Origin of the sequence: Halomonas sp. (genome assembly GCF_041689495.1) — a bacterium.
Classification (GTDB): Bacteria; Pseudomonadota; Gammaproteobacteria; order Pseudomonadales; family Halomonadaceae; genus Halomonas.
This window is the reverse complement of record NZ_JBDNGD010000252.1, coordinates 1-3,988: the sequence shown is the minus strand read 5'-3', so window position 1 is coordinate 3,988 and position 3,988 is coordinate 1. Positions and strand designations below refer to the sequence as shown.

5 protein-coding genes are annotated in these 3,988 nt (G+C 63.9%); 1 reads left to right on the top strand and 4 read right to left on the bottom strand.

Annotation, left to right across the window (positions count from 1 at the left end):
* The 4 genes from ACESMD_RS08885 to ACESMD_RS08870 form a co-directional block, all read right to left on the bottom strand.
* Window positions 1-278 (bottom strand): DCC1-like thiol-disulfide oxidoreductase family protein (locus tag ACESMD_RS08885; RefSeq protein ID WP_372612343.1); only part of this gene is annotated, 278 nt, incomplete at its 3' end.
* The gene (locus tag ACESMD_RS08880) at window positions 275-391 is read right to left on the bottom strand and encodes a CIA30 family protein (RefSeq protein WP_372612341.1); all 117 of its coding nucleotides are present in this window, start codon (window positions 389-391) and stop codon (window positions 275-277) included. The genes ACESMD_RS08885 and ACESMD_RS08880, both read right to left, overlap by 4 nt.
* Before the next feature lie 78 nt (window positions 392-469).
* Complete coding sequence (locus ACESMD_RS08875; protein WP_372612339.1) at window positions 470-787, bottom strand: helix-turn-helix transcriptional regulator; 318 nt, start codon at window positions 785-787, stop codon at window positions 470-472.
* Window positions 784-2,133 carry a type II toxin-antitoxin system HipA family toxin gene (locus tag ACESMD_RS08870; RefSeq protein ID WP_372612337.1) on the bottom strand — a complete coding sequence of 450 codons (1,350 nt, stop codon included), beginning with the start codon at window positions 2,131-2,133 and terminating at the stop codon, window positions 784-786. The genes ACESMD_RS08875 and ACESMD_RS08870 overlap by 4 nt, the downstream gene beginning before the upstream one ends.
* Window positions 2,134-2,398: 265 nt before the next feature.
* On the opposite strand from ACESMD_RS08870, the gene ACESMD_RS08865 reads away from it, so the two are divergent.
* Window positions 2,399-3,988, top strand: coding sequence for a peptide chain release factor 3 (locus ACESMD_RS08865; RefSeq protein ID WP_372612335.1), 1,590 nt, complete (start codon window positions 2,399-2,401; stop codon window positions 3,986-3,988).

The window sequence follows — 3,988 nt, the reverse complement described above, 5'->3', positions numbered from 1 at the left end:
TTGAAGAGGCCGCTGCCGGTACTCATCAGGGCCAGGCGGTGCAGGGCGTCGCTGCCGTGGATCCAGTGCTCGCCGATCCTGAGCGCGAAGCCCTCGTTCAGGTCGATGCCGAGGGCGCTTAGCTCGCGGCGGGTCTCGCTCTCTTCCCGGGCGTCGATCAGCTCGAGGTCGCCGACGTCGCGACGCAGACGCTGCAGGCGCACGAATTGCCGACACATCGGGCACTGGCCGTCATAGACCAGCGTCATGGCGGTCCGGGGCCTTTGCTGTCGCGTCATGCCAGTGCCTCGACCTGCATCCCGCCCTGCGACATGCCCCCCATCACGTCATCGTTGATGGCACGCCAGCGGTCTGTCTCGGTGGTGTCGTGGAAATCGACCAGTGGTGACATGGAACCTCCTCGCGGTGGCGGTACAGGATGATGCCTCTGTGGGGCGTCTGGCTAGGCGCACTTGCAGACCTGAAGGATTCAGGGAGCGTCGGCGTTCTCGACGAGCCGTGACAGCAGGGCGGGTTGACGGGGCAGCAGGCCCATCTTCAGGCCCAGGGGGCGAAAGACGCGGTTCATGCTGGCCATGGAAGCATGGCCGGCATCCCGTTCGATGTCGGAGAGGGTGCGTCGGCTGATGCCCACCAGCTCGGCATAGGCGCCCTGGGACATGCCCAGCACCTCGCGGCGCAGGTGGCGCAGCACCTGGCCTTCACTGAGCTCGCCGCGCAGCAGTCGGCGCAGCTGGTCCAGCAGGGCGGCTTCACGCTCCTCGGGTGTCATGCCGTCGGTCTTCATGATGACAGTCCCCAGCGCGTCAGCCGTTGTTCGAGGTGGCCGAGCCCCACGGCCGGCCGAGTCAGGATCCGCTCGGGCACCCCGCGTGCCGCCAGGCGCTCCGTCAGGCCCTGCAGTTGGGCCCCTAGGCGTTCCAGTTCGGCCATCAGGCGATCCGGGTCGACCAGCTCGCCGAGCGTCCGGGCGATGGCGGGCCAGTCGAAATCGCCGCCCTGCTCCAGCGGAGCGCCCCATTGGGTGGTGCGGGTCACCCCTTCGGGGTCGGCCTTCATGGGGGCGAAGTCGTAGACCGGGGCGTGCCAGATGCCAGCCGGGCGCTTGAGCAGGGCCGCGTTGCGCCCGTGGTTGTCGGAGTTGCCGAAGGCCACGTTGAGCAGATCGCGCTTGACCCATTCGATCACGAACTCTTCTCGGTCGAAGGTCTCACCCAGCTCCCGGACTCGATGCTGCTGCTCGAGGAGGGCGACCAGCCGCTCCAGTACCGCCGTGTGGCGCAGGTGCGTGCCCGGGGCCACGCCGAGCAGGGCATAGACGGATTCCAGGCCGAAACGGCACAGCTGCCCTTCGCGGGGCTCGACATCGAAGCGGGGAAGCCACAGTGAGGGGTAGCGCTCGCCTTCGGTCAACTGCAGCCCCTGAAGCGAGACGGTATCGATGCCGAGGTCGGCCAGTTCACGGTAGTAATGGTACTCAGCACGCAGGATGTCGCAGTCGTCGGCCCCGCGTTGGCCACGGGGAAACTTGATCAGGAAGTGAGGGTCGAGCGTCGTCGGGTCGTCCTGCCAGGTATCGATCCAGACCTCGTCGCCGGATGTGCGACGCACCAGCAGCTTGGGGGCCTCGCCGCCGGCGCCGGTGGCCCCGCCGCTGGCGGCGCCCATCTGCTGGGCATACTCCAGAAAGTCGGTATGCCGCTCGATGACATCGCTCAGCGGGAAGCGCAGTGCCTCCAGAGTGCTGCCCTGCGGGCGAGGTGGCACGGCCTCGCGGATGCGCAGGTTGCCGACCGGCGCGATAGTGCCCTGGCGAAGCAGCTCGGTGTCCTGCTCGCTGGGCGTCAGGCCCTGAATGCCGAGGTGCGCGATCCAGTAGCGTCGGCTCTCCCCGGCCGGCATGATGTCCTCGAGAAAACCGAACCAGCGCTTGCCGTGGTGGCGCATCATCAGTTCGACCGGCAGGGTCAGGCTGCAGGCATGCTCGTCATCATGGGACATCCACGCCAGGGCATGGTCTTGCAGATAGCCAAGCCTGGCGCGGCCGCGTGTGCCCAGCTCCGGATGCGGAAGCTCCAGCGTGGCTGCGTCGTACCATTGCCCCTGGCGGTAGATCTGAATGGTAATCTGCATCGTTGACTCGTTGCGCAAGATATTGCACATAGTTTAGCTCATGCAGCAATTCTTGCGCATAATATTGCTCTAAAATTCGCTGGAAAGCCTTTTTGGTGCACTATTCTGCGCAGTTTTGTTTGATCGGAGGTGACCGGCCCCTCTCGGGATGTCCAGCGACGATCTACCGGGCCTGCCGGCGTTGCGGGATGCAGGCCCCCGGCCTGTCGCGGTATCATGGTGGCTTTTCGAACTCCCATTCGCGTCCTGATCAGGCACCGCATTGATGTCAAACCCCACCCTGGCCCGTGAAGTCGGGCTGCGCAGAACCTTCGCGATCATCTCGCACCCCGACGCCGGCAAGACCACCATTACCGAGAAGATGCTGTTGTTCGGCAATGCTATCCAGCTGGCCGGCTCGGTCAAGAGCAAGCGCAATGATCGCCATGCCACGTCCGACTGGATGAAGATGGAGCAGGAGCGTGGCATCTCTGTGACCACCTCGGTGATGCAGTTTCCCTATAACGGCCGGATCGTCAATCTGCTGGATACCCCGGGCCACGAGGACTTTTCCGAGGATACCTACCGGACCCTGACGGCGGTGGATTCGGCGCTGATGGTGATCGACTGTGCCAAGGGTGTGGAGTCCCGGACCATCAAGCTGATGGAGGTCTGCCGCCTGCGCACCACGCCGATCCTTACCTTCATCAACAAGATGGATCGCGACACCCGCGACCCGGTCGAAGTCATGGATGAGGTCGAAGAGGTGCTCAACATCCAGTGCGCGCCCATGACCTGGCCGATCGGGATGGGGCGCCACTTCCGTGGCGTCTATCACCTGCAGAACGACGTCATTCACCTGTATACCCAAGGGCAGGGTAGCCGTATTCCCGAAGACAAGCGCATCGGGGGCCTCGATAACCCCGAGGTGGACGAGGTGCTGGGCGAAGAGCAGGCCGAGGAATTGCGCATGGAGATCGAGCTGGTGCGCGGCGCCTCGCATGAGTTCGATCTGGAAGCGTATCGGCGTGGCGAGTTGACGCCGGTCTATTTCGGGACCGCCATGGGCAACTTCGGGGTACGTGAGATGCTCGACGGCTTCGTCGAGTACGCACCGACGCCGCAGCCCCGAGATACCGATGTCCGTACCGTCGAGGCCGAGGACGAGCGCTTCAGCGGTTTCGTTTTCAAGATCCAGGCCAACATGGACCCCAACCACCGCGACCGTATCGCCTTCCTGCGGGTCTGTTCCGGTAAATACGAGAAGAACATGAAGATGCGCCATGTCCGCATCGGCAAGGACGTCAAGATCGCCGATGCCTTGACCTTCATGGCGTCGGACCGCACCCAGGTGGAAGAGGCCTGGTCGGGAGACATCATCGGGCTGCATAACCATGGCACCATCCAGATCGGTGATACCTTCACCCAGGGTGAGGACATGCACTTCACCGGCATCCCGCACTTCGCACCCGAGATGTTCATGCGGGTGCGTCTCAAGGATCCGCTGAAGATGAAGGCGTTGCAGAAGGGCCTGCAGCAGCTCTCCGAGGAGGGGGCGACCCAGGTGTTCATGCCGATGAACAACAACGATCTCATCCTCGGTGCCGTGGGGTCCTTGCAGTTCGACGTGGTCGCTCACCGCCTCAAGGAGGAGTACAAGGTCGATTGCGTCTACGAGGGGGTGAACGTCAACACCGCCCGCTGGATCTATTGCGACGATGCCAAGAAGCTCGAGGAATTCAAGCGCAAGGCCAGCGCCAACCTGGCCATCGACGGCGGCGGCTACCTGACCTATATCTCCCCGACACGGGTCAACCTGCAGATGACCCAGGAACGCTGGCCGGATATCCGCTTCCAGCCGACGCGGGAGCACTGA